Raw genomic sequence first — 22,385 nt, forward strand, 5'->3', positions numbered from 1 at the left:
GGGCCAGAGCAGCCACAGCCAGGGCGGCATGCCCCCGAGCAGGGGCGTCCCCTCGGCGAAGGCGAAGCCGCCGGCCAGCGTCAGGCCGCCGTCCACCACCAGCCCCAGCGCGGCGAAGCCCGCCAGCCAGCGCCACTCCCCGGGACGGGCCAGCCAGGCCAGGTGCAGGGTGAGGATCAGCGCGACCGCCAGCAGGCCGACCCGCGAGCCGCCCAGCACGCAGGCGAACCAGCCCGCCTGGAAGGCGGCCAGGTTGGCCAGCAGTTTCACGGGGGCGTCGGACAGGATGGCCATCGCGGGTCACGCCGCCCCGGTGAGCGGGGCCGGCCGGGCCCCGGGCTTGGCCAGCAGCAGATGGCAGGTGCCGATGGTGCGCTCCAGGAAGCCGCCCTCGCAGTAGCAGAGGTAGTAGCGCCACATGCGGATGAAGCGCTCGTCGTAGCCGAGCCGGCGGACGGTCTCGAGGCTGGCCTCGAAGCGGTGGCGCCACTCGCGCAGGGTGCGGGCATAGTGCAGGCCGATCTCGTCCAGGTCGATGACGTTGAGCGAGGTGTGGCGCGTCAGGCCGTCGAGGATGGCGCGGTGCGACGGCAGGAATCCCCCCGGGAAGATGTAGCGCTTGATGAAGTCCATCTCGCGCTTGGCCGCCTCGTAGCGCTGGTCGCGGATGGTGATCGCCTGCAGCATGGCCTGGCCGTCATCGGTGAGCAGCCGGTCCAGGGTCGCCAGGTAGGTGCCCAGGTACTGGTGGCCCACCGCCTCGATCATCTCCACCGAGATCAGTCGGTCGTACTGGCCCTCGAGCTCACGGTAGTCCTGCTGGAGCAGGGTGATGCGCTCGCCCAGTCCCTCCTCCTCGATGCGCCGTGCCGTGTAGGCGTGCTGCTCCGCGGAGATGGTGGTGGTGGTCACGCGGCAGCCGCGGGTCTTCGCCGCATGGATGGCCAGCCCGCCCCAGCCGGTGCCGATCTCCAGCAGGTGGTGATGGGGCTGGACATCGAGCTTCTCGAGCATCAGGTCGAGCTTGTGGGTCGAGGCCTCCTCCAGGCTCGCCTCGGGGTGCGGGAAGACCGCGCTGGAGTACATGCGGTGTTCCTGGTCGAGGAAGGTGGCGAACAGCGCATTGCCGATATCATAGTGGGCGGCGATGTTGCGCTTCGACCCGCGCAGGCTGTTGCGCTGCAGGCCGTAGAGGGCCCCGAGCAGCCAGCGCCCGAGGCGCGCCGGGCCGTTCTCGATCTCGCCGTTGACCCGCTCCAGGTTGGCGGCGAACAGCCGCACCAGGGCCACCGGGTCGTCGGCATCCCAGTCCCCCTCCATGTAGGATTCGGCGGCCCCCACGGTGCCGCCCAGGGCCAGGCGCTTCCAGGCCCGGTGGTGGCGCACCACCAGGGTGACCCGCAGCGGCCCTCCCTGGCCCAGCTGGTGGCGCTGGTGGCCGTCGATCAGGGTGATGTTGCCGCCCTCCAGGCGGTCGAGCTGGGCCAGTACCCGGGGCTTGAGCCAGCGGGTCAGACGGTCGCCCTCGGGCGCCAGGGGGCGGGCAGTGGCGGAGCGAAGGGTATTCACGACGAGCTCTCCTCACGGGAAGGGTGGTTCTGGCCGGGGTGGTCATGGACGGGAATGCGCTTGAGCCAGAGTCGCAGCGCCTCGAAGTGGATGCCGGCGAGGGTCTTCAGGCTCATCCACGGCTGGCGGGCCAGGGTGGCCAGCAGCACGCCGCGGGTCGCCGGGCGGGCCTGCAGGGTCAGGGTGGCGTCGAAGTGGCGCTCTCCGTCCTTCCAGTTCTCCATGTGCATCGACAGGGCGTCGCCCGGGGTGTCGAAGCGCCAGCGGTAGGTCATGTCCATGGGGTTGAAGGGCGAGACATGCATGACCTTGTCGAACTCGGCGACATGGCCATGGTGGCCAGGCGACACGGCACAGGCATAGCGGGTGCGCTCCCCCCAGGGCGTGTTGCTCACCTCGCCGAGCACCGCGCGCAGCTCGCCGCGGGCATCATAGGCGTAGTAGAGCGATACCGGATTGAAGCCCAGCCCCAGGGTGCGCAGCTGGGTCAGCACGCAGATTCGCCCGTCCGGGGCGCTGCCCAGCTGGCGCTCCAGCTCCTCGCGCACCGCCTGCTTGAGGGGACGGTCGTGGGGGGCAAGGTAGTCCTCGCGGCGAAAGCGCGCCAGCGCCGGGCGCCGGGCGCTGAAGCCGGGCACGCCGTCGAACAGCTCCGGGAGCTCGTCGAGGTCGATCCAGGCCATCCACAGGCCATACTCGAAGGCGTGGGGCCGTGGCAGGAAGCGGCGATGGCGCAGGGCCCCCCGGTAGATGCGTGAGCGCGGCGAGCGAATCATGCCACCTGCTCCTCGGCGGCCGGGGCCGCCATGGGTGACGGACCCTCGCGGCGGTCGTCCTCGTCGCAGCCCAGGGCCCGGGCCACACGCAGCGCACTCCAGACCCCGTCCTCGTGGAAGCCGTTGCGCCAGTAGGCGCCGCAGTAGTGGGTGCGCTGCTCGGGCCCGGAGATCTCGCCGTGGCGGGCCTGGGCCGCCTGGCCGGCCAGGGTGAACTGGGGGTGGGCATAAGTATAGCGGCCCAGCACCCTGGCGGGGTCGATGGCGGCGCTGTCGTTGAGGGTCACGCAGAAGGTGTGCGGGGCGCTGATGCGCTGCAGGATGTTCATGTCGTAGGTCACCGAGACCCGGGCGTCGTCGCCGCGGCCATCCAGCCGGTAGTTCCAGCTCGCCCAGGCACGCCGGCGGCGCGGCAGCAGCCGGGTGTCGGTATGCAGCACCACCTCGTTGTCGGCGTAGGGCAGGGCGCCGAGGATCTCGCGCTCGGCGGCGCTCGGATCGTCGAGCATCGCCAGCGCCTGGTCGGCGTGGCAGGCCAGCACCACCTGGTCGAAGAGCTGGACGCCGCCCGCGGTGCGCACCTCGACCCGGTCGGCATGGCGGCGGATGCCGCGTACCGGGGTGGCCAGGTGGATGCGGCCGGCGCAGGGTGCGGTCAGTGCCGGGATGTAGCTGCGCGAGCCGCCCACCAGGGTGTGCCACTGGGGCCGGTCGTTGACCGACAGCAGGCCGTGGTGGCGGAAGAAGCGCACGAAGAACAGCAACGGGAAGCCGCGCAGGTCACGGATGCTGGCCGACCAGATCGCCGCGCCCATGGGCAGCAGGTAGTGGTGCTGGAAGTCGTCGCCGAAGCCGTTGGCATCCAGCCAGGCACCCAGGGTCATGGCGGGGTCGAGCCGGCCCTCCTCCAGCGCCCGGGTCGCCTCGCGGTTGAAGCGCAGGATATCGCGCAGCAGGCGGTGGAAGCTGGGCCGCAGCAGGTTGCGGCGCTGGGCGAAGAGGCTCGCCAGGGTGTGGCCGTTGTATTCGAAGTCGCGGGCCGTCTCGTGCACCGAGAAGCTCATCTCCGTGGGCTGGCTGGCCACGCCCAGCCGTGACAGCAGCCGCTGGAAGTGCGGGTAGGTCCAGTCGTTGAAGACGATAAAGCCGGTGTCGATGGCGTAGTGGCGCCCCTCGAGCTCCACGTCCATGGTGGCGGTATGGCCGCCGAGGCGGTCGGCGGCCTCGAACAGCGTCACCTCATGGCGGCTCGACAGGTACCAGGCGGCGGCCATGCCGCCGATGCCGCTGCCGATCACGGCAATGCGCTGGGCGGCATTCCGTCGGGCATCGCGCGGCGGTTTGGACGGGGTGAACGAGGCGGTCATGGGCGGGTCTCCTGGCGGGTCATGCGCAGGCCCAGGCGATGGCGCAGGGCCGGGGGGAGGATGCCCGCCAGCCGCACCAGCAGCGTGAAGCGTCGCGGGAAGTTAATGTCCAGGCGGCGCCTGGCGAGGCCTTCGAGGATCGCCGTGGCGGCCTCGTCGACGCTCACGCGCAGGGGCATGGCGAAGTCGTTGCGGTCGGTCAGCGGGGTCTTGACGAAGCCGGGGTGGATCAGGCTCACGTCGATGCCTTCCGCGTCCAGGTCGAGGCGCAGCGACTCCAGGAAGTGGCTCAGCGCGGCCTTGGAGGCACCGTAGGCCTCGGCCCGGGGCAGCGGCAGGTAGGCGGCGGCGCTGGAGGTGGCGGCCAGCAGCGGGCGCCCACCCTCGGCACGGGCCCGGCGCAGCAGGGGCAGGGCGGCCTCGACGCCGTAGACGGCACCGAAGAAGTTGGGGGCGAAGACCCGCTCGACCAGGTCGACATCGAAGTCGCGGGCGTCCAGGTACTCGCAGGTCCCGGCATTGAGGATCACCAGGTCCAGGCCGCCGAATGCCGCGCCCAGCCGCTCGCCGGCCAGGCGCACGGCCTGGCGGTCGGCCACGTCCAGGGGCAGCAGCAGGGCGTTGTCGCGACCGGCGGCGAGCTCGTGCAGCGCCGGTTCGCTGCGAGCGCTGAGCGCCACCCGGTGCCCCTCGTCGAGCAGGCGCTCGGCCAGGGCGCGGCCGATGCCCGAGGTGGCCCCGGTCAACCAGATGCGCTGCCTGTCACTCGCTGTGGTCATGGTCTCTCCCCGTTCTCGGTGGCCGTCAGCGGCCCAGTTGTCGCTTCACCAGTCGTATCGCGCCCCCCAGCAGGGGCAGGCGCTCGTAGAGCAGGGCGCCGGCATCGAAGTAGTCGCGGTGCCTGGCCACCCGGCCGTCGTCTGCGAAGCGCAGGTGCGAGCAGCCTTCGACTTCCACCTCGCGCCCGCCGTCGAGGCGGGGATGCACCAGGTACATCGTCCAGGTGACGAACGCCGTGTCGTGCCGTTGCAGCGTCTCGTGAAAAGTGAAGCGACACGATGTCACGTTGTCGTACAGGGTGCGAAAGTAGGCCTCCAGCGCCTCCCGACCGCTGATATGGTGCAGCGGGTCGATGAAGTCGACGTCGTCAGTGTATACCTCGTATAGCTTCCTTGTACAGGTCTTGTCCAGTTTATTGAAGAAGGCGCAGAAGGCCTCCAGGTCGGGTGCCTGGCGCATGGCAGGGTCTCCGGTGTCGGGTGGTGGTTATGCCGCGTTCAGGGCCTTGAAGGCCTCCAGGGCGCGGGCCCGGGCGGCCCGGTGGTCGACGATCGGGGCCGGGTAGTCGACCCCGCCCAGCAGGTCCTGCGAGGGGGCATGGCGGGCCTTCGCCGGCAGGTCGGCCAGCGCCGGCAGCCAATCGGCGAGGAAGCGGCCGTCGGGGTCGAAGCGCGTCGATTGGGTCGTGGGGTTGAAGATGCGGAAGTAGGGGGCGGCATCGGTGCCGGTGGAGGCGGCCCACTGCCAGCCGCCGTTGTTGGCGCAGAACTCGCCGTCCACCAGGTGGCGCAGGAAGAAGGCCTCGCCGCGACGCCAGTCGATCAGCAGGTGCTTGGCGAGGAACATGGCGGTGACCATGCGCAGGCGGTTGTGCATCCAGCCGGTGGTGACGAGCTGGCGCATGGCGGCATCGACGATGGGGTAGCCGGTGCGTCCCTCGCACCAGGCGTCGAAGGCGGCCTCGTCGTCGCGCCAGGCGAGCCCCTCGGTGTGGCGCTGGAAGGGGCGATGGCGACAGACCCGCGGGAAGCCGACGGCCACGTGGCGGTAGAATTCCCGCCATACCAGCTCGTTGACCCAGGCCGTGAGCCCGGCGTCGCCCTCGGCCAGGGTGCCGTCGTTCTCGGCCAGCACCGCCTGCAGGCACTGGCGGTGGGAGATCATGCCCAGCGCCAGGTAGGGCGAGAGCTCGCTGGTGCCGCGGATCGCCGGGAAGTCCCGCTGCGCGGCGTAGTGGCGTCCCCGGAAGCGCAGGAATCGCTCCAGGCGGTCGGCGGCAGGGTCTTCCCCGGCCGGCCAGGTGCGGCCATCGATCGGCGTGTCCGAAAGCTCGGGCAACCCGGGCAGCGGGTCGGAGGCGATGCCGATGGGCGCCTGGGGCGGCGGGGCGTCGCGCAGGGCGATCCGCTCCGGCGTCAGCTGACGGTGCCAGGCCCTGGCGAAGGGGGTGAAGACGCCGTAGTAGTCGCCCTTGCCGGTGAGCAGCTCGCCTGGTGCGAAGGCCACGGCGTCATGGTGGCCGGTGGCGGTGAGGCCCGCCGCGTCGAAGGCCTCGATCACCGCGGCATCGCGGGCCAGCTCGTCCACCGGGTATTCGCGGTTGAAGTGCAGGGCGGCGGCGCCGGTCTCCCGGGCGATGGCCAGCAGGGCCGCCGGCGCCTCGCCGAAGTCATCGATGTCGCGGTGCAGCAGCGGGATCCCCAGGCCGTCCAGGCTGTCGCGCAGGGCGGCCACGCCGCGCCCCCAGAAATCGAGCTTGTTGGCACCATGGCCGTGGCGCTGCCAGTGGGGGAGGCTGCGCAGGAAGACGGCGACCACGGGGCCCTGGCGGGCGGCCGCGGCCAGGGCGGTGTTGTCCTGGAGGCGCAGGTCGCTGCGGAACCAGACGATCACGGGGCGGGTCATGGGCGGCTCCGGTTCAGCGCACGGGCAGGCGGGTCTGGAGGCGCTCCATGGCCTCGCCAAGGTCATCGCCCAGCAGCTCCACGCGGGTCTCCTGCAGGTCGGCCTCGCGGATGCGGGCCATGGGGCCGCAGGCCATCAGCGGCACCTCGAGCTGCTCGGCCAGGCGTGGCAGCTGGCGCCGCACCAGCTCGGCCTTCTCGGCCTTGCCGCTGGCCAGCAGCAGGGCCGCCGCCTGGAAGCGCTCCACCGCCAGCGGCAGCTCGCTGCAGGGCAGCGGGGCATCGAAGAGCTGCACCCGATAGCCGCGGTCGCTGGCGGCCAGGGCCGTGAGCAGCACCCAGAGCGGGGAGGGGTCGTCGGGCAGGGGGGCGACCAGCAGGGTCGGGCCCCTGCCCAGCCGGTTGGCATGCAGCAGCCGGGTGCCGATGCGGGTGCGCAGGAAGGCCTCCAGGGTGCGGCGCTGCAGCACGTCGCCGAGCTGTTCCCCCCAGCCCTCCTCGAGCTGTCGGACCACCGGCTGCCAGAGCTCGTCCAGGCAGGTGGGTACCGGGTAGAGCGCCAGCGACTGGTTGAACAGCTCCTCCAGGCGCGTCAGGTCCAGCGCCTGCACGGCGCTGACCAGCAGGCGGCGCTGGCCGGGCCAGTCGCCGGCCGCCGGCGCGGGGGCCTCCGCGCTCTCCGGCTGGTCGAGCAGCTCGCGCACCTGGCTGACCGGCACCCCGCGATTCAGCCATTGCAGGATGCGCTCGACGCGCTCGATGTCCTCGCGGGCATAGAGGCGGTGCCCCTTGGGTGTTCGCTGCGGCTTGATCAGGCCGTAGCGGCGCTCCCAGGCGCGCAGGGTGACGGAGTTCACCCCGGTCAGCCGGGAGACCTCGCGGATCGGGTAGAGCGGGGTGTCGGCCGGACGCCTTGCCTCGTCATTCATGAGCGTGCCGACTCCCTTGCCTGCTCGGTGCCGTGTGGGAAGGGCGCTCGCCAGTGCGGGTTGCTGGAGCCGTGGGCGAGCAGGATCGGGGCATGAGACATGGAAATCTCCAGTCGCGATGGGGTCAGGGAGCGTCGGCCGCCAGGGCCTCGCCGAGGTGGTGGCCGGAGAGCCAGGCATCCTCCACCCGCGGCCCGCGCCAGCCGTCGCCGCAGAGTGCCAGTCCCGCGGACGAGCGCCGGTAGTCGAGGTTGACGGCCTCGCCCGCGGCGAAGACATCCGGCTGGGCGTAGCGCCAGAGATGGGCCCCCAGGTCAGTGGGCTTCGGCAGCGCGACACCGCGCGGCAGGCACTCGCGGAAGGCGTCGAGCAGTGCCCGGGCCACGGCCTCGGCATCGCGCTCGAGGTGGGCCTCGCTCCACTCCAGGCGCGCCAGCAGGCTGAGGCTCTCGCCCTGGCCGTGGCGGCCGGGCTTGTGGTCGTTGCGGCTGACGAAACGCAGCGGATCGGCGGCCGGCGCCCGCTCCTGGCCGGGAGCCAGGCGCACCGCCTGCCAGTCGTCGTCGACGCCCGGCAGGGAGGGCAGCGGCGTATCGAAACGCGCCCAGGCCGTCCAGCAGGGGCGCTGGATCACCGCCTCGCAGGCCTCGGCCAGGGCCGTCTCGTGGCCGGCCAGCAGCGTCGCGGCCTGGGGCGTCGGGACGGCGATCACCACCCGCGCGTAGGGGCCATGGCGCTGGCGGTGCTGGTCCAGCAGCCACCACTGGCCGTCATGGGATTCGAGGCGTTCGATGCGCGTGCCGGAGGTGACCTCGAGCCCCTCGGCCAGCCGGCGGGTCACGGCACTCATGCGCGGGGTGCCGATGAAGCGCTCGACGTCGTCCCGGTGAGGCTGCCAGCCCGTCTCGTTTACCTGCCAGAGGGTCTCGGGCCAGCTGGCGACATGGCCTGCCTCTCGCCAGGCGGTGACCCGGCGACGAAAGGCCGGGTCGCGCACGCTGAAGAACTGGGCGCCCAGGTCGACCACGGCGCCCGGCAGGCGCCGGCTGGACATGCGTCCCCCGGGGCCACGGCCCTTGTCGAACAGGTGCACCGGCAGGCCGGCCGCGCTCAGGGCCTGCCCACAGGCGAGGCCGGCGATGCCGGCGCCGATGATGGCGGTGGAAACGGGGGGCTGGGACATGGTCATCTCGTGCAGTCAACGGCGTTCATCGCTAGACTAGCAGAAGTGTACAACGGCTGTATAACTCACGATGGCTTGTCTGAATGGCATGGGGAGGGATTCCGGATGCGAGTGCTGATCACGGGCGGCAGTGGTTTCGTCGGGCAGCGGCTCTGCCGGCGGCTGAAGGAGGCAGGGCATCGCCTGCTGGTGGTGTCGCGGGAGCCGGAGCAGGTACGCGACCGCCTGCCGGAGGGCTGCGACATCCGCCGTTCGGTGCTGGACTTCGTCGATACCCCGCCGGACGCCATCGTCAACCTGGCCGGCGAGTCGATCGCCGCCCGGCGCTGGAGCGACAACCAGAAGAAGCGCCTGATCGATTCCCGGGTCAACATCACCGGTGACCTGGTGATGCTCTGCGAGCAGCTCCAGGCCAGCCAGGGCCGGACCCCCCGGGTGTTGGTCTCGGCCTCGGCGATGGGTTACTACGGCGACCAGGGCGATCGCGAGGTCACCGAAGAGACCCCACCCCATGACGAGTTCGCCCACCGCCTCTGCAAGCGCTGGGAGGACACCGCCCGGGAGGCGGCGGACTTCGGCGTGCGCGTGGCCCTGCTGCGCATCGGCCTGGTGCTCGATGCCGGCGGCGGCAGCCTGCAGAAGATGCTGCCGCCCTTCAAGCTGGGGCTGGGCGGTCGCTTCGGCGACGGCAAGCAGTTCATGCCCTGGGTCCACCGCGAGGACCTGGTCCGCGCGATCCTCTTCCTGATCGAGCGCGACGACCTGGAGGGCCCCTTCAATGGCGGCGCGCCCCACCCCGTCACCAATGCCGAGTTCACCCGCACCCTGGCCAGGCAGCTGGGACGTCCCGCCCTGATGCCGGTGCCGGCCATTGCCCTGGAGACCGCCTTCGGCGAGATGTCGCGGCTGCTGCTGACCGGGGCCGACATGCGCCCGGCCCGGCTTCTCGAGGCGGGCTTCGAGTTCCGGTTCCCGACGCTGGAGAAGGCCCTGGCCGATATCTTGGGGTAGCGGCCAAGCAGCCAAGCAGCCAAGCGGCTAAGGGGCGCCGGGGACAGGCTGAAGAGGAGGTCCTATGCCAGGGATGGCATCGGTAGCGCCCAGGGAGGGGTTCACAGCGCCTCCTCGCAAGCCTGTCGCCGGAAAAGCCCCGTCTACCTTGTTTCTTCCCCTACAGTCACGATGACCCGCACCGCGTCCAGGCGCAGCCGGGCGCCCTCGATGGCGGTGTCCAGCTCGGTGCGCTCGGTGCGCAGCGCCTCGAGCTCGTCGGCGCGAACCGCGGGATTGAGCCGCGAGAGCGCCTCGAGGCGGCTGAGCTCGGCATCGAGCTCGGCCCGCATGCGGACCTGGGCAGCCTCGACGATGCTCGGCAGCTCCCGCTCGGCCTCTTCCTCGGCCCCGTCGAGCAGCTCGCGCAGCCGGTCGTGGCGGCTCTTGATCAGGTCCCGGGCCACCGCCTTCTTGACCTTCTGCACCGCCTTGGAGAGGCCGGTGAAGGAGATCTTGTCGGTCAGGTTGGCGCCGGACTCGTCGAGCAGCACGCGCACCGCGGTGGGTGGCAGGAAGCGATTGAGGTGCAGGCGCTTCGGCGCGGGGCAGTGGGTGCGGAAGACCAGCTCGACCATCAGGCGGCCGGCGGGAATCGCGGGATGCCTGAGCAGGGCCAGTGCCGTGTTGCCCATGGGACCGTCGAGGATCCGGCCCATCATCTCGCGCAGCAGCGGATGTTCCCAGGAGAGGCGCTGGACGTCGTCCCGGGCCAGGGCCCGGGCGCGGGAGAAGGTGGCGGAGAAGCCCTCCTCGCCCTTCACCAGGCCCGGCAGGCCGTCGAGCATCTGCGGGCTCGGCTGCAGGTGCAGGATGCCGCCGCCCAGTTCCTGGCCGTCGACGCCGAAGATGTCCAGCGCCTGGTCCAGGTAGCGGCTCAGGGCCTTGTCGGCATCGAGCTCGCGGATCGCCGCGATGACCGCCTCGGCGCGATCACCGCGGCAGGCGTTGAGCTCCAGCAGGCGGTTGCGGCCGGCGTCGCGCTCGGCCAGGCGAGCCTCGAACAGCGCCCGGGTCTCCGCGATCACCTCCTCGAGCGCCTCGTCGTCGAGCAGGCTGTCGGCCAGGGTGTCGCCGAAGGCGGCATGGATCTCGCTGCCCAGGCCATGGGGCGCGCTGAAGGCATCCATGCCCTGGTGGTACCAGCGCAGCAGCTTCTCGCCGGGGCTGCCGGCAAAGACCGCCACGTGCAGCTCGATGGCGTGGCGCTGGCCGATACGGTCGAGCCGGCCGATGCGCTGCTCGAGCTGGTCGGGGTGGAGCGGCAGGTCGAACATCACCAGGTGGCGGCAGAACTGGAAGTTGCGCCCCTCGGAGCCGATCTCCGAGCAGACCAGCACCTGGCAACCCTCCTCCTGGTCGGCGAAGGCCGCCGCGGCGCGGTCGCGCTCCACCAGCGAGAGTCCCTCGTGGAACACCGGGGCCTGGTAGCCGCCCAGCACCCGCAGCCCCTCGGCGAGGCCTAGCGCGGTCTCGCGGTCATGGGCGATCACCAGCACCTTGTCATCGGCGAAGCCGCCCTCGCCGTCGTCGGCGAGGCGCTCCAGCAGCCAGGTCACCCGCGGGTCGAACTGCCACCAGGGCTCGGTGTTGAGCGGGTCGTCGGACAGCGCCCGGTACATGGCATCCGGGTAGATCAGCACCTCGGGATGGTCGAGGCCGGTCTCGATCAGCAGCTCGTCCAGGTAGTCCTCGTCGCGCGCCAGGCGGCGCAGCACCCGGCGGTAGGAGGAGGGCGCCTCGAGTTCCGCGACGTGCAGGCGGCGCTCGGGGAAGCCGCCCACATGGCGGCGGCTGTTGCGGAACATCACCCGGCCGGTGCCGTGGCGGTCCAGCAGCTGGTCGCGCAGCTGGTCGCGGGCGGCGGCGTGCTGGTCCTCCCCGCGTTCGGGGTCGGACAGGGTGTCGAGCAGGGCCAGGCTGTCGGGCTCGGCGATCACCGCGGCGACGCGCTCGCGGTCGGCGGCCTCGCCCGGCAGGCGCTCCAGGGCGTCGATCGCCTCGGCCACCTCCACGTAGTGCTGCTCCTCCTCGCGGAAGGCCTCGAGGCTGTGGTAGCGATCCGGGTCGAGCAGGCGCAGCCGGGCGAAGTGGCTTTCGAGGCCCATCTGCTCCGGGGTGGCGGTAAGCAGCAGGATGCCGGGCACCTGGGCGGCCAGGCGCCCCACGCAGGCATAGCCGGGGCCGCTCTGCGCCGGGCTCCAGTCCAGGTGGTGGGCCTCGTCGACGATCAGCAGGTCCCAGTCGCAGGCCAGCGCCTGCTGCTGGCGGTGGGGGTTGGCGAACAGCCAGTCCTGGCTGGCCAGCACCAGCTGGCCGGCCTCGAAGGGATTCCCCTCGCCGTGGGCCTGGCTCTGCTGCTCGTCGAGCAGGGTGACCTCGAGGGCGAAGCGGCGCAGCAGCTCCACCAGCCACTGGTGGGTCAGGCTCGCCGGCACCAGGATCAGCGCCCGCTCGGCGCGGCCGGTGAGCAGCAGGCGATGCAGGATCAGCCCCGCCTCGATGGTCTTGCCCAGCCCCACCTCGTCGGCCAGCAGCACTCGCGGCGCGTGGCGACGGGCCACCTCGTCGGCGATGTAGAGCTGGTGGGGGATCAGGTCGATGCGCGGGCCGGCAAGGCCCAGCGCCGGGTTCTGCTCGATGCGGTGGAAGTGGTGCAGGGTGCGAAAGCGCAGGTCGAACCAGTCGTTGCGGTCGACCTGGCCGGTAAGCAGGCGGTCGCGGGCCTGGTCGAACTGCATGGTGTCGGCGAGCCGCGCCTCGGGCAACTCGGTGAGCTCGCCGGCGTCGTCCTCGCCGATGTAGACGATCAGGCCGTCGACCTCCTTGCTGTCGTCGACGGTCATCTGCCAGCCCTCGGCGGACTGGATGCGGTCGCCGCTGCCGAAGGCCACCCGGGTCAGGGGGGCATTGCGGCTGCTGTAGGTGCGGGTTTCCTGACTGGCGCCGAAGAGCACGGTGACGCTGCGGGCGTCGACGTTGAGGATGGTGCCCAGGCCGAGTTCGGCCTCGCCGTCGCTGATCCAGCGCTGGCCGGGAGAGAAGTCGCTCATGGTGCCTCGGGGATGCTTGGGATCGGTTCGGTGCCGCTGGCCACACCCGGCCCGGCGGCGACAGGGCGCGGTATCTTACAGCAAAGCCAGGCGCGGCTTAAGCACTCGCGCCGATCAGCGCTCCTCCAGCCAGGTCGACAGCCGCGCGCGGGTGAGCTCCCCCACGTGCTGCTCCAGGGCGCGCCCTTCGCCGTCGAAGAGCAGGGTCGTGGGCAGGCCCGGCGACTCGGTCAGCACCATCAGCCGCTGGCGCGGGTCGAGCAGGGCATGGCCGAAGTCGAGGCCCTGATCGTCGAGGTAGCGCACCACCTGCAGCAGCTCCTCGCCCTGGTTGACGATCACCACGGTGACCCCCTCCCGGGCGTCGGCCTCGGCCAGCAGCGGCATCTCGCGACGGCAGGGCGGGCACCAGGTGGCCCAGAGGTTGACCACCACCCGCTCGCCGGACAGTGAGGCCAGGTTCACCTCCTCGCCCTCGAGGTTCTCCAGGGCGAGGTCGGGCAGCTCGCGCAGGGCCATGCCGCCGCCCAGCGGGGCCAGGGTGACCAGCGTCAGCCACAGCAGCGAGGCGCCCAGCGCCAGGCCCATGCCGCCCAGCATCGCCCCCAGCCGGTCGCGCAGCGACCAGGCGGTCCAGCCCAGCGCGGCCAGCAGGCCCCAGAGGCCATGGTAGCCGGGCTGCCAGAGCTTGAGGATGTCCAGCGGCGCCTCGGCATAGGCACCCAGGTTCATCAGTCCGTGCCCCAGGCGGGCGCCGACCAGCCAGGCCAGCAGCAGGCCGTTGAACCAGCGGGCATGGCGGCCCCGGGGCAGGCCGAGGAGGAAGGCGCTGGCGGCCAGCAGCACCAGGGCGGCAAAGAAGGCATAGAGGCGCGGCAGCGCGATCAGGACGGGCCCCAGGGCGATGGCATCCATGTCGTGGCGGTGACTCCGAGAGGTCGGCGGCGGGCGCCGCAGCGGGTACACTGGGCGGGTTCGTTTCGCCAAGCCTACTGCCGGCGGGCAGGGCTGTCATCCAGCGGGAGCACTCATGGCACGACCGGCCTTCGATACCCTGCGCGCCCTGGCGATCGCCAGCCAGGCGACGGGCTTCATCCTGATCATCACCCTTGAGACCCTGATGGGGGATGCCGCGCGCCCCTGGCAGGGCTGGACCCTGGCGGCCATGGTGGCGGCCGCCCTGTGGATCGCCCTGGTGCGCCTCTACCGCCGCAACCAGGCGCGCAAGGCCATGGCGAGGCGCCTGGCCGACGATGACGGCGGTGCGGACTGAGCGGGCGACAGGGCGCCTGTGGCGGGGCGGTCTGCTGGCGCTGGCCCTGCTGCTTGCCGGCTGTGCCGCCTCCCCGGTCGCCCGGGAGCACACCACCGCCCTGGCCCCCGAGGCAGTCGCCTCCACCAGCCTGGGCCGCTGGACCCTCGACCAGGCCGGGCCCCACGAGGGCCTGAACGGCCTGGCGCTGCTCGCCGACGGCCGCGATGCCTTTGCCGTGCGCTCGCTGCTCGCCGCCCGGGCCGAGCGGCGCCTGGACATCCAGACCTACCTGATGGGTGACGGCATCACCACCCGAGCCCTGCTGCACCGGGTGCTGGAGGCCGCCGAGCGCGGCGTGACGGTGAGGCTGCTGCTCGACGATATTGGCGCCGTCGGACAGGATGCGCGCCTGGCCGCCCTGGACAGCCACCCCCGCATCCAGGTGCGGGTCTACAACGCCCTCCCGCTGGGGCGAGGCCACCTGGCCACCCGGGTGCTGGCCTCGCTGCCGGTGGCCGGCCGTCAGCATCGGCGCATGCACAACAAGCTGTGGCTCGCCGACAACGCCCTGGGCATCGTCGGCGGGCGCAACCTTGGCGACGAGTACTACAACGCGAACTCCCCGCGTAACTTCGCCGACCTTGACCTGCTGGTCATGGGCCCGGTGATGGAGCCGCTGTCGCGCAGCTTCGACCTCTACTGGAACCATGGCCTGGCCCAGCCCATCGGCCGCTATCGCCGGTCCGCCCCCGACGCCTGGCAGGGGCTGCGCGACGACCTGGCCGCCTGGCTCGAGGCGCGATCCGACTCGAGCTACTTCCGCGCCCTGCGCGAGCGCTACGAGAGCCGCTCCCGTAGCCGGCTGGCCGATGCCCTGCACTGGGGGGAGGCCGAGGCCCTCTGGGACCCGCCCGGCAAGCCGGCGCGCCGCGGCCGCCCGCCGCTGGCCGAGACCATGGCCGGCCAGCTGGCGCGCCGGGTCGCCCCCGAGTCGCGGCTGCTGCTGGTCTCCGGCTACTTCGTGCCCACCGAGGCGGGCAGCCGTCGGCTGCAGGCCCTCGCCGAGGCGGGCATCGAGGTGAAGGTGGTGACCAACTCCCTGGAGGCCTCCGACGTCCCGGTCGTCCACGGCGCCTACGCGCCCTACCGGGCACAGCTGCTGGCGAGTGGCGTGGCGCTCTTCGAGCTTCGCGGTGACCTCCAGGCGGGCACCGACCCGCGCGACGAGCATCTCGGCAGCTCCGCCTCGGTGCTGCACATCAAGGCACTGGGGATCGACCAGGACCGGCTCTTCGTGGGCTCGGCCAATGCCGATCCCCGATCGGTGTGGTGGAACACCGAGGTGGGGGTGCTGGCCGAGAGCGAGGCGCTGTTCGACGACTTCATGGCGTTCGTGGCCGAGGGGGCGAGCCCCCAGCAGAGCTATGCCCTCGAGCTCGATGCCCGGGGACGGCTGCACTGGCTGACGCTGATCGATGGCCGCCCGGTCCACCTCGACCGTGAACCGGGCTCCGCGGGCGCGCGTCTGCTCGCCTGGCTCAGCGGCGTGCTGGGGCTGGAGCCCTGGCTCTGAGGCCAGTCGTCCCCGTGTATGCTGGGACAGCCGATTATAGGGAGGAACCATGACCGACTCGATCTCCGCGGATGCCCAGGAGGTTCCGCCGTCACGCCTGGCGCGTCTCAAGGTCCCGCTGGGGCTGGCGCTGGGGCCGCTGGCCTTCCTGCTGCTGGCGCTGATGGAGGCGCCGGCGCAGATGCCGCCGGCGGCCTGGCAGGTGGTGGCGCTGACCGCCTGGATGGCGATCTGGTGGGTGCTGGAGCCGGTGCCCATCGCGGTCACCGCCCTGCTGCCGGTGGCCGTGCTGCCGCTCATGGGGGTGGCGCCCATCGACCAGGTAGCGGCGCCCTATGCCAATCCGCTGATCTTCCTCTTTCTCGGGGGCTTCCTGCTGGCCGAGGCGATCCAGCGCTGGAGCCTGCATCGGCGCATCGCCATGCTGGTGCTGCGCGTCTCCGGGTTGCGTCCGGACCGGCTGGTGGGCGGCTTCATGGTCGCCACGGCGGCGCTGAGCATGTGGGTCAGCAATACCGCCACCGCGGCGCTGATGGTGCCCATCGGCATCTCGGTGCTGTCCATGCTGGAACGGGAGGGCGGCGAGGGCGCCAGCCATCACATGGCCCTGACGCTGCTGCTGGGGATCGCCCTGGCCGCCAATATCGGCGGCATGGGCACCCTGATCGGCACGCCCCCCAACGCGCTGCTGGCCGGCTTCATGGCCGACAACTACGGCATCGAGATCGGCTTCGCCCAGTGGATGCTGGTGGCGGTGCCCCCCGCCCTGCTGCTGCTGGTGCTGGCCTGGTGGCTGCTGACCCGTTGGGTCTACCCGGTGAGCCACGACGAGCTGCCCGGGGTGGCGCAGATGCTGCGCGACCAGGCCGAGGACCTGGGGCGCATGAGCCGCCCCGAGCAGCGCGTGGCGGGGGTCTTCGCCCTCGTCGCCCTGGCCTGGGTCACCCGGCCGCTGCTGGAGTCCTGGCTGCGGGTGCCGCTCAGCGATGCCGGCATCGCCGTGATCGGGGCCCTGCTGCTGTTCGTGGTGCCGGCCCGCTGGCGGCAGCGCCAGTTCCTGATGGACTGGGAGAGCGCCCGTCAACTGCCCTGGGGGGTACTGGTGCTGGTTGGCGGCGGGCTCAGCCTGGGCACGGCGATCGAGGGCAGCGGCCTGGCCGCGGCGGTGGCCGAGGGGCTGGGGGCCTTCGGTGCCTGGCCGACCTGGGGGCTGGTGGCGATGGTCGTGGTGGTGGTGATGCTGATGAGCCACGTGACCAGCAATACCGCCACCGCGGCGGCGATCCTGCCGCTGACCGCCGCGCTGACCGTGAGCCTCGGGGCCAGCCCGCTGCTGCTCTCGGTGCCGGTGGCCATGGCGGCGAGCTGCGCCTTCATGCTGCCGGTGGCGACCCCGCCGAATGCCGTGGTCTTCGGCAGCGGCCGGCTGAGCGTGGCGGAGATGATGCGCGCCGGGGCCCTGGTGAGCCTGGCGGCGATCCTGGTCATCACCCTGGTGGTGTTTGGCCTGGCCATGCCGGTGCTGGGTTTCGGCTGGAGCGTTTGATCCAGGACATTGCCGGATCGCCGTCAGCGTCTAGGCTAGAATTCAGGAGGGGTGCCGCGGGGTATCCCGGTAGGTCACTGAAAGGGCAGATATCATGTACCAGTCAATCCTCGTTCCCGTCGACGGTTCCAGCCATGCCGAGAAGGCGCTCCAGGTGGCCGCCCAGCTGGCGAAGGGGACGTCCGCCGTCCTGCACCTGATGACCGTGGCCGAGTTTCCGCCGGACAACATCGGCCTGTTCACCGGTGGCACCGCCGAACCCTTCTCCGAGGAGGAGCGCGAGAAGCTGGCGGCCGGGATGAAGGAGGAGGCTCACAAGGTAATCGACAAGGCGCGCGCCACCGTCGACCTCGCCGGCATCGACGTCAAGGAGGTGGTCCGCCAGGGCCGCCCGGCGGAGCTGATCACCGCCGAGGCCGAGGAGCTCGGGGTCGATGCCATCGTCATGGGCAGCCGCGGCGTCAGCGACGTGCGCGGCATGGTATTCGGCAGCGTCTCCCACAAGGTCAGCCATACCGCCGGTTGCAGCGTTATCACCGTGACCTGAGGTGTAAACAATCCCCTGTCTTCGGGAGGCAGTGCCCTGGCAGGAACGAACAAGGCCTTGCGAGTGATCGCAAGGCCTTGTTGTTCAATGCTTTTGTTGTGCGTGCCAACGTGCAGGCCAATGACGCTGCCGGCCGGGCCAGGCAGCCTTGGTGGCTTTCACCTATCTCGTCAGGCTCGGGGAAGGAAGACTCCGTAACGAAAAACGGCCACCGCTCTGATGAGCTAAGTGGCCGTTTTTACTAATGTTCTTGGTCGGAGTAGCAGGATTCGAACCTACGACCTCTGCCTCCCGAAGGCAGCGCTCTACCAAGCTGAGCTATACTCCGAATTTTTCTTGCGTCGGGTCTGTGCTGACCGACGGAGCGCATTATACGCAAGCCCTGCCGGCATGCAAGCCCCCCGAGCGGCTTTGTACCGCTCAGTTCTGCCGGTCGACGGCCAGGCGGGCGAGCTGGGCCATGCTGTCGCGGAAGGGGCTATCGGGCAGCGCGTCGAGCTGTGCCAGGGCCCTGTCGGCCATCTCCTCGGCGCGGGCCCGGGTGTAGTCCAGGGCGCCGGTGTCGCGCACGATGGTCAGCACCTCGTCCAGGTGGTCGAGGCCGCCCTGGCGGATGGCCCGGCGGACCAGGTCGCGCTGCGCGGGGGTGCCGGCGGCCATGGCCTGGATCAGCGGCAGGGTCGGCTTGCCCTCGGCCAGGTCGTCGCCCACGTTCTTGCCCATCGCCTCGGCGTCGCCCTGGTAGTCGAGCAGGTCGTCGATCAGCTGGAAGGCCAGGCCCAGGTAGCGGCCGTAGTACTGCAGGGCCGCCTCCTGCTCGGGGCTGGCATCGGCGAGGATGGCGCCGCTGTGGGAGGCCGCCTCGAAGAGCATGGCGGTCTTGCCCTGGATGGTCTCGAAATAGGCCGCCTCGTCGGTGTCCGGGTTGCCCACGTTGGTGAGCTGCTGCACCTCGCCCTCGGCGATGGTGCAGGTGGCCCGCGAGAGCACGTCCATGATGCGCATGGAGCCCACCTCCACCATCATCTGGAAGGAGCGGGAGTAGAGGAAGTCGCCCACCAGCACCGAGGGGGCGTTGCCCCAGGCATCGTTGGCCGTGGCCTTGCCTCGGCGCATGTGGGACTCGTCGACCACGTCGTCATGCAGCAGCGTCGAGGTGTGCATGAACTCGACCAGGGTCGCCAGGGTGATGTGCCGGTCGCCCGTATAGCCCAGCGAGCGCGCCGCCAGCAGCACCAGCAGCGGGCGCAGCCGCTTGCCGCCGCTCTCGATGATGTACTGGCCGATGGTCTCCACCAGCGGGATGCGCGAGGCGAGCTGGTCCATGATGGTGCGGTTCACGGCGAGGAAGTCATCGGCCACCGCGGCATGGAGAGGCGACGCGGGAGCGGGGTGGGGTGACTGAGGCGGTGAGGCGTTCGCTGGCATGGAGGCGGTTTCGACGGGTAGGTGGGGCCGGGGCGGCGGGCGCCCCTTCTGGCATCGGGTTGCCGGCCATGCTATGGGGCCCCCATGGGGGCGTCAAGCCGCTGCTGGCGGGCCCTCGGCCGGGGTGCCTGCCGCGTCTCCGGGAGGGTCGCCCACGGGTTGTGTGGTCGTGCGCCCGCGGTTATAATCCGCGACCCACTCATCACGCTCCCTGTCAGATGGCTGCCGGAAGGGGCGCCACTCGCAGCAGGTCGATGAAGAGCCAACACCCGATGAGTCCTGGAGAGAAAAGCATGTACGCAGTTATCAAGAGCGGTGGCAAGCAGTACCGCGTTCAGGAAGGCCAGACTCTCAAGCTCGAGAAGCTGGAAGTGCCGACCGGCGACACCATCGAGTTCGACGAGGTCCTGCTGGTGGGCAACGACGAGGACGTCACCGTTGGCGCCCCGCTGGTCGACGGTGCCAAGGTGGCGGCCGAGGTCGTCTCCCATGGTCGTGGCGACAAGGTCACCATCATCAAGTTCCGTCGTCGCAAGCACCACATGAAGCGTCAGGGCCACCGCCAGTGGTTCACTGAAGTCAAGATCACCGGGATCTCCGCGTAAGCGGCTGTTCCCCTGAACGAGCGAGGTATTTGCAATGGCTCACAAGAAGGCAGCGGGTTCCACCCGTAACGGTCGCGACAGCGAATCCAAACGCCTCGGCGTCAAGCTGTTCGGCGGCCAGGTCGTCAACCCGGGCAACATCATCGTCCGTCAGCGTGGCACCAAGTTCCACGCCGGCACTGGCGTCGGTATCGGCAAGGACCATACCCTGTTCGCGCTGGACGAGGGCGTGGTCAAGTTCGAGACCAAGGGTCCGAAGAACCGCAAGTTCGTCAGTGTCGTCTCTGCCTGAGACCCCTGACGCTTGCAGCAAGAAGGCCCCGCCCAGGCGGGGCCTTCTTTGTATCATGGCGGCATGGGCCGTCAGGAGAGTAAGAGATGCAGTTCGTCGACGAAGCCTCGATCATCGTGGAAGCCGGCAAGGGCGGCAATGGCTGCCTGAGCTTCCGGCGCGAGAAGTACGTGCCCAAGGGCGGCCCCGACGGCGGCGATGGGGGCCATGGCGGCACCGTCTACCTGATCGGGGACGATGCCCTCAACACCCTCATCGACTTCAAGTACCAGCGCTTCTACAAGGCGCAGAATGGCCAGCCCGGCATGGGCCGGCAGATGAGCGGGCGCGCCGGCGAGGACCTGCACGTCAAGGTACCGGTGGGCACCACGGTGATCGACGAGGACACCCTCGAGGTGATCGCCGACGTCACCGAGATCGGCCAGGTGGTGCTGGTGGCCCAGGGCGGCCGCCGGGGGCTTGGCAACATCCACTTCAAGTCCTCCACCAACCGCGCGCCACGGCGCACCACACCGGGTACCGAGGGCGAGCGCCGCAACCTGCGCCTGGAGATGAAGGTGATGGCCGACGTGGGCCTGCTGGGCCTGCCCAATGCCGGCAAGTCGACGCTGATCCGCTCGGTTTCCGCGGCCAAGCCCAAGGTCGCCAACTACCCCTTCACCACCCTGGTGCCCAACCTCGGCGTGGTGAAGCTCGGCCAGCACGAGCACTTCGTGATGGCCGACGTGCCCGGCCTGATCGAGGGGGCCTCGGACGGCGCCGGCCTGGGGCTGCGTTTCCTCAAGCACCTCACCCGCACCCGGCTGCTGTTCCACGTGGTCGACGTGGCGCCCTTCGACGAGTCCGACCCGGTGGAGGCCGCCGAGGCGATCATCCACGAGCTGGGCGAGTTCTCGCCGGCGCTGGCCGAGCTGCCTCGCTGGCTGGTGCTCAACAAGCTCGACCTGCTGCCGGCCGAGGAGCGCGAGGCGGTGGCCGACGAGATCGTCCGTCATCTGGGCTGGGAGGGGCCGGTGTTCCGCATCTCGGCGATTTCCAGCGACGGCACCGATGCCCTGGTGCAGGCCGCCTACCGCTGGCTCACCGAGCAGCGCCGCCTCGAGAACGAGGACGAGGAGGCCGCCGAGCGTGCCCGCGAGATGCGCTCGCGCATGGAAGACGAGGCGGTGGCCCGCACCGAGGCCCGCCTGGGCCGCAAGCGCAAGCCGACCGACGAGGATGACGACGACGATTTCGATGACGATGATTACGATGTCGAGGTCGAGTACGCGCCCTAGGGGCGGTCGATCCGCAAGCTGGGTGCCCGTTGAGGGGTGAACCGAGGAAAGGATGGAAAGCAACGAGCAGGTAGTCGGCCGCGAGGCCCTGAAGCGTGCCCGCCGGGTGGTGGTGAAGATCGGCAGTGCGCTGCTGACCAACGACGGCCGCGGCCTCGACGAGGCGGCCATCGGCGGCTGGGTGGACCAGATTGCCGCGCTGCACAAGCGTGGCATCGAGGTGGTACTGGTCTCCTCCGGGGCGGTGGCCGCCGGCATGGTGCGCCTGGGCTGGCAGGCCCGCCCCTCGGCCGTCCACGAGCTCCAGGCCGCGGCGGCGGTGGGCCAGAACGGCCTTACCGAGTGCTACGAGGGCCACTTCGCTCGCCACGGCCTGCTCACCGCCCAGATCCTGCTCACCCACGACGACCTCTCCAACCGCAAGCGTTACCTCAATGCCCGGTCGGCGCTGCGGACCCTGGTCGCGTTGCGGGTGGTGCCGGTGGTCAACGAGAACGACACCGTGGTCACCGACGAGATCCGCTTCGGCGACAACGACACCCTGGGCGCCCTGGTGGCCAACCTGCTGGAAGCCGATGCCCTGGTGATCCTTACCGACCAGGAAGGGCTGTTCGATGCCGACCCGCGCTCGAACCCCGAGGCGCGACTGATCGCCGAGGGGCGCGCGGATGACCCGAGCCTGGCCGCGGTGGCCGGCGGCGGCGGGGCGCTCGGCCGTGGCGGCATGACTACCAAGGTGCGCGCGGCCCAGCTGGCGGCCCGCTCCGGCGCGGTCACGGTGATCGCCAGCGGTCGCCAGCCGGACGTGCTCGGTCGGCTGGCCGAGGGCGAGCGGCTGGGCACCCTGCTGCTGCCCGAGCAGGCCCCCATGGCGGCGCGCAAGCGCTGGCTGGCGGGGCAGCTGCAGGTGCGCGGCAGCCTGACCCTGGATGCCGGCGCGGTGAAGGTGCTGAAGGGCAGCGGCTCCAGCCTGCTGGCGGTGGGGGTGACCGCGGTCAGCGGCCAGTTCCGCCGCGGCGACATGGTGCTCTGCGTCGACGACCAGGGGCAGCGTGTGGCCAAGGGGCTGGTCAACTACGGCGCCGACGAGGCCCGCCTGCTGGTCGGCAAGCCCAGCCACCAGATCGAGGCCATCCTCGGCTACATGGAGGCGCCGGAGCTGATCCACCGCGACAACCTGGTGGTGCTCTAGTGTTACCGCCGGGGGTATCGCAGTTGACTAGTGCGAGGGGCGCCGGCGGCAGGTCGTAG

At 70.8% G+C, this 22,385-nt stretch carries 21 protein-coding genes and 1 tRNA gene; 9 read left to right on the forward strand and 13 right to left on the reverse strand.

Features of this window, described 5'->3' with window-relative positions; all coding sequences use genetic code 11:
• The 9 genes from SCI24_RS05950 to SCI24_RS05990 form a co-directional block, all read right to left on the reverse strand.
• A partial coding sequence (locus tag SCI24_RS05950; protein ID WP_318724506.1) for a DUF2878 family protein occupies nucleotides 1–294 on the reverse strand: 294 nt, incomplete at its 3' end.
• 6 nt (nucleotides 295–300) lie between these two features.
• On the reverse strand, nucleotides 301–1,569 hold the full coding sequence (locus tag SCI24_RS05955) for a cyclopropane-fatty-acyl-phospholipid synthase family protein (RefSeq protein ID WP_318724507.1): 1,269 nt from the start codon (nucleotides 1,567–1,569) through the stop codon (nucleotides 301–303).
• Nucleotides 1,566–2,345 (reverse strand): DUF1365 domain-containing protein, encoded by a 780-nt coding sequence (locus tag SCI24_RS05960; RefSeq protein WP_318724508.1) that lies wholly within the window; start codon nucleotides 2,343–2,345, stop codon nucleotides 1,566–1,568. The genes SCI24_RS05955 and SCI24_RS05960 overlap by 4 nt, the downstream gene beginning before the upstream one ends.
• The gene (locus SCI24_RS05965) at nucleotides 2,342–3,712 is read right to left on the reverse strand and encodes an NAD(P)/FAD-dependent oxidoreductase (RefSeq protein WP_318724509.1); all 1,371 of its coding nucleotides are present in this window, start codon (nucleotides 3,710–3,712) and stop codon (nucleotides 2,342–2,344) included. The genes SCI24_RS05960 and SCI24_RS05965 overlap by 4 nt, the downstream gene beginning before the upstream one ends.
• Complete coding sequence (locus SCI24_RS05970; RefSeq protein ID WP_318724510.1) at nucleotides 3,709–4,491, reverse strand: SDR family NAD(P)-dependent oxidoreductase; 783 nt, start codon at nucleotides 4,489–4,491, stop codon at nucleotides 3,709–3,711. The genes SCI24_RS05965 and SCI24_RS05970 overlap by 4 nt, the downstream gene beginning before the upstream one ends.
• A 25-nt stretch (nucleotides 4,492–4,516) precedes the next feature.
• The gene (locus SCI24_RS05975) at nucleotides 4,517–4,951 is read right to left on the reverse strand and encodes a nuclear transport factor 2 family protein (protein WP_318724511.1); all 435 of its coding nucleotides are present in this window, start codon (nucleotides 4,949–4,951) and stop codon (nucleotides 4,517–4,519) included.
• A 27-nt stretch (nucleotides 4,952–4,978) separates the two neighbouring features.
• Entirely contained in the window at nucleotides 4,979–6,397 is a 1,419-nt protein-coding gene (gene phrB, locus SCI24_RS05980) for a deoxyribodipyrimidine photo-lyase (protein WP_318724512.1), read from the reverse strand.
• A 13-nt stretch (nucleotides 6,398–6,410) separates the two neighbouring features.
• Entirely contained in the window at nucleotides 6,411–7,325 is a 915-nt protein-coding gene (locus tag SCI24_RS05985) for a MerR family transcriptional regulator (protein ID WP_318724513.1), read from the reverse strand.
• A 124-nt stretch (nucleotides 7,326–7,449) separates the two neighbouring features.
• Nucleotides 7,450–8,508 (reverse strand): NAD(P)/FAD-dependent oxidoreductase, encoded by a 1,059-nt coding sequence (locus SCI24_RS05990; protein WP_318724514.1) that lies wholly within the window; start codon nucleotides 8,506–8,508, stop codon nucleotides 7,450–7,452.
• Nucleotides 8,509–8,613: 105 nt separating this feature from the next.
• Between SCI24_RS05990 and SCI24_RS05995 the strand changes: the two genes are divergently transcribed.
• Nucleotides 8,614–9,519, forward strand: coding sequence for a TIGR01777 family oxidoreductase (locus SCI24_RS05995; protein WP_318724515.1), 906 nt, complete (start codon nucleotides 8,614–8,616; stop codon nucleotides 9,517–9,519).
• Between the two features lie 143 nt (nucleotides 9,520–9,662).
• Here SCI24_RS05995 and rapA read toward each other — a convergent pair whose 3' ends face one another.
• Together rapA and SCI24_RS06005 are read right to left on the reverse strand one after the other, a co-directional pair.
• Complete coding sequence (gene rapA, locus SCI24_RS06000; RefSeq protein ID WP_318724516.1) at nucleotides 9,663–12,611, reverse strand: RNA polymerase-associated protein RapA; 2,949 nt, start codon at nucleotides 12,609–12,611, stop codon at nucleotides 9,663–9,665.
• A gap of 114 nt (nucleotides 12,612–12,725) precedes the next feature.
• Nucleotides 12,726–13,526: a TlpA disulfide reductase family protein gene (locus tag SCI24_RS06005; RefSeq protein ID WP_318724517.1), complete on the reverse strand. Its 801-nt coding sequence runs from the start codon at nucleotides 13,524–13,526 to the stop codon at nucleotides 12,726–12,728.
• A 115-nt stretch (nucleotides 13,527–13,641) separates the two neighbouring features.
• Here SCI24_RS06005 and SCI24_RS06010 point away from each other — a divergent pair, with 115 nt between their 5' ends.
• The 4 genes from SCI24_RS06010 to SCI24_RS06025 all read left to right on the forward strand — a co-directional run bounded on the left by SCI24_RS06010 (nucleotide 13,642) and on the right by SCI24_RS06025 (nucleotide 17,532).
• Entirely contained in the window at nucleotides 13,642–13,884 is a 243-nt protein-coding gene (locus tag SCI24_RS06010) for a hypothetical protein (RefSeq protein ID WP_318724518.1), read from the forward strand.
• The gene (locus SCI24_RS06015; RefSeq protein ID WP_318724519.1) at nucleotides 13,865–15,439 is read left to right on the forward strand and encodes a phospholipase D family protein; all 1,575 of its coding nucleotides are present in this window, start codon (nucleotides 13,865–13,867) and stop codon (nucleotides 15,437–15,439) included. Before SCI24_RS06010 ends, SCI24_RS06015 begins: the two co-directional genes overlap by 20 nt.
• A 49-nt stretch (nucleotides 15,440–15,488) precedes the next feature.
• Nucleotides 15,489–16,985: an SLC13 family permease gene (locus SCI24_RS06020; protein WP_318724520.1), complete on the forward strand. Its 1,497-nt coding sequence runs from the start codon at nucleotides 15,489–15,491 to the stop codon at nucleotides 16,983–16,985.
• Nucleotides 16,986–17,079: 94 nt separating this feature from the next.
• Complete coding sequence (locus SCI24_RS06025) at nucleotides 17,080–17,532, forward strand: universal stress protein (RefSeq protein WP_318724521.1); 453 nt, start codon at nucleotides 17,080–17,082, stop codon at nucleotides 17,530–17,532.
• A 251-nt stretch (nucleotides 17,533–17,783) separates the two neighbouring features.
• Here SCI24_RS06025 and SCI24_RS06030 read toward each other — a convergent pair.
• Nucleotides 17,784–17,860: transfer RNA gene (locus SCI24_RS06030), tRNA-Pro, on the reverse strand.
• Nucleotides 17,861–17,952: 92 nt separating this feature from the next.
• Nucleotides 17,953–18,960, reverse strand: coding sequence for an octaprenyl diphosphate synthase (gene ispB / locus SCI24_RS06035; RefSeq protein WP_318724522.1), 1,008 nt, complete (start codon nucleotides 18,958–18,960; stop codon nucleotides 17,953–17,955).
• 293 nt (nucleotides 18,961–19,253) lie between these two features.
• Here ispB and rplU point away from each other — a divergent pair, with 293 nt between their 5' ends.
• The 4 genes from rplU to proB all read left to right on the forward strand — a co-directional run bounded on the left by rplU (nucleotide 19,254) and on the right by proB (nucleotide 22,326).
• The gene (rplU, locus tag SCI24_RS06040) at nucleotides 19,254–19,565 is read left to right on the forward strand and encodes a 50S ribosomal protein L21 (protein ID WP_040183063.1); all 312 of its coding nucleotides are present in this window, start codon (nucleotides 19,254–19,256) and stop codon (nucleotides 19,563–19,565) included.
• Nucleotides 19,566–19,599: 34 nt separating this feature from the next.
• A complete protein-coding gene (rpmA, locus tag SCI24_RS06045; RefSeq protein ID WP_040183062.1) occupies nucleotides 19,600–19,857 on the forward strand; it encodes a 50S ribosomal protein L27 in 258 nt (85 codons plus the stop codon).
• Nucleotides 19,858–19,943: 86 nt separating this feature from the next.
• A complete protein-coding gene (gene cgtA / locus SCI24_RS06050; RefSeq protein WP_318724523.1) occupies nucleotides 19,944–21,134 on the forward strand; it encodes an Obg family GTPase CgtA in 1,191 nt (396 codons plus the stop codon).
• A 52-nt stretch (nucleotides 21,135–21,186) separates the two neighbouring features.
• The gene (gene proB, locus SCI24_RS06055; protein ID WP_318724524.1) at nucleotides 21,187–22,326 is read left to right on the forward strand and encodes a glutamate 5-kinase; all 1,140 of its coding nucleotides are present in this window, start codon (nucleotides 21,187–21,189) and stop codon (nucleotides 22,324–22,326) included.
• The last annotated feature ends 59 nt before the right edge of the window (nucleotides 22,327–22,385 follow it).

Origin of the sequence: Halomonas sp., from assembly GCF_033549285.1 — a bacterium.
Taxonomy (GTDB): Bacteria; Pseudomonadota; Gammaproteobacteria; order Pseudomonadales; family Halomonadaceae; genus Halomonas.